Source organism: Bartonella sp. AU18XJBT, assembly GCF_028618595.1.
GTDB lineage: Bacteria > Pseudomonadota > Alphaproteobacteria > Rhizobiales > Rhizobiaceae > Bartonella.
In genome coordinates this window covers 1-1,380 of the sequence record NZ_JAQITE010000133.1, presented here as the reverse complement: position 1 = coordinate 1,380, position 1,380 = coordinate 1, and the positions used below count along the sequence as shown (strand labels likewise).

The following is a 1,380-nucleotide window of genomic DNA, read 5'->3' as shown; positions in this document are numbered from 1 at the left end:
GGGATCACGCGCGCCATTGACATGTACTGTGACATTTTGATTGTGGGTGATAGGGGAGCGCTCTTTGCCTTTTGCTTCTGTGAAAGGGGAACGCCCCGCCCCCGCAAATTGTGCAATCGGTTGAATGGTTGTTTTGCCTCCCAAAAAACTTGGCAAAAAACCTCTTACATCAATGGACCCAATCCACCCCTTAATGCGGTGAGATAAAGATTTACAATAATCCATCAATTGTGAGATAGACGACATAAAGCCATCGACAATCGAATTAGCCAGATCTTCGCCCGCTTGTTCCATACCAGCCTTGGCACTCTCCGAGAGCTTTTCCTGTGTAAAAAAACTCTTCAACCATTGCCAAAAGTTGGAAAGGCTTTGTTTAAAGCCCTCCCACACGTTGCCAAACCACCTGCCAACAGCGCTAAGCCCTTGTTTGAACTTTTGCCAAGCTTGAGACAAATCAAAAGCAGCAGCAATGATATTTTTCCAACGCGTAATGGTGGTGGTATCAGCACCAAAAAAGCGCATAACGGCTTCAAAGGCTTGCCCCCAAGCCCGTATTACCCCCCGTGCAAAGCCTTTGACAAAAGAAGAGAAACGATCCCAATATTTCCACAAAGCAAAACCAGCCGCCAGTATGACCGCCACAACAGCAGCAACCGCAGCCCCTATTGGAGTAAAAATACCCCCCACAACAGAGGCAATACCCGCCCCAACCACTTCGATCACGGTTCCTATCCAACCAAAGCTACTCGCAAATGCCGCCCCTGAAACAGCAATCCCCCGCAAAGCGCCCATCAATAAGGTCATGGGGCGCAAAAGTCGTAGTGAACTTGCCCCAAGACCCGCGGTTAGCAAGCCCAGTGAGCGCCCTGAAGCCAATAGTCCTCGCCAACTTGCTTTCAGCGTGCGGCTCACAGCCCTCATCTTGATAAAAGAGGCAATCAATTGCAGGACCCCAAGGCGGGTTCCCGCCATGGTAAAGCGCAACACGCGCAGAGCAATATTAAAAGCCATCAGGGCAGCAATGGTTTTGATGATGGCGCTTGTTAAAGTGGGATGGGCATTTGCCCATGCCATAAGCCCATTGGTAAAATTGCCAACTGTTTCCATCAAACTGTTGAGGGGGGGCAGAAGCACTTCACCAATGGTAATCCCTAAAGCCACAATGCGGTTTTGCAAAAGTTCAAATTGTCGCATGGCGCCGGTTGCTTGTTTGTCTGCTTCTTGTTCTACCGAACCTTTAAAGACTTTTGGGTCTTTCACATAATCTAAAGCTTGCCCTAACAATTCGGGATTGCCTACCAATTTAGCAAAATCGCCCGTGAAGTCCCGTCCAGCAATGGCAATCAGCGAGCGCATGCCCTGTTCTGATTTCGCTAAAAC

1 protein-coding gene is annotated in these 1,380 nt (G+C 49.1%); it reads right to left on the bottom strand.

Annotation, left to right across the window (positions count from 1 at the left end):
- A partial coding sequence (locus PVV60_RS10510; protein ID WP_273724674.1) for a phage tail tape measure protein occupies window positions 1-1,380 on the bottom strand: 1,380 nt, incomplete at both ends.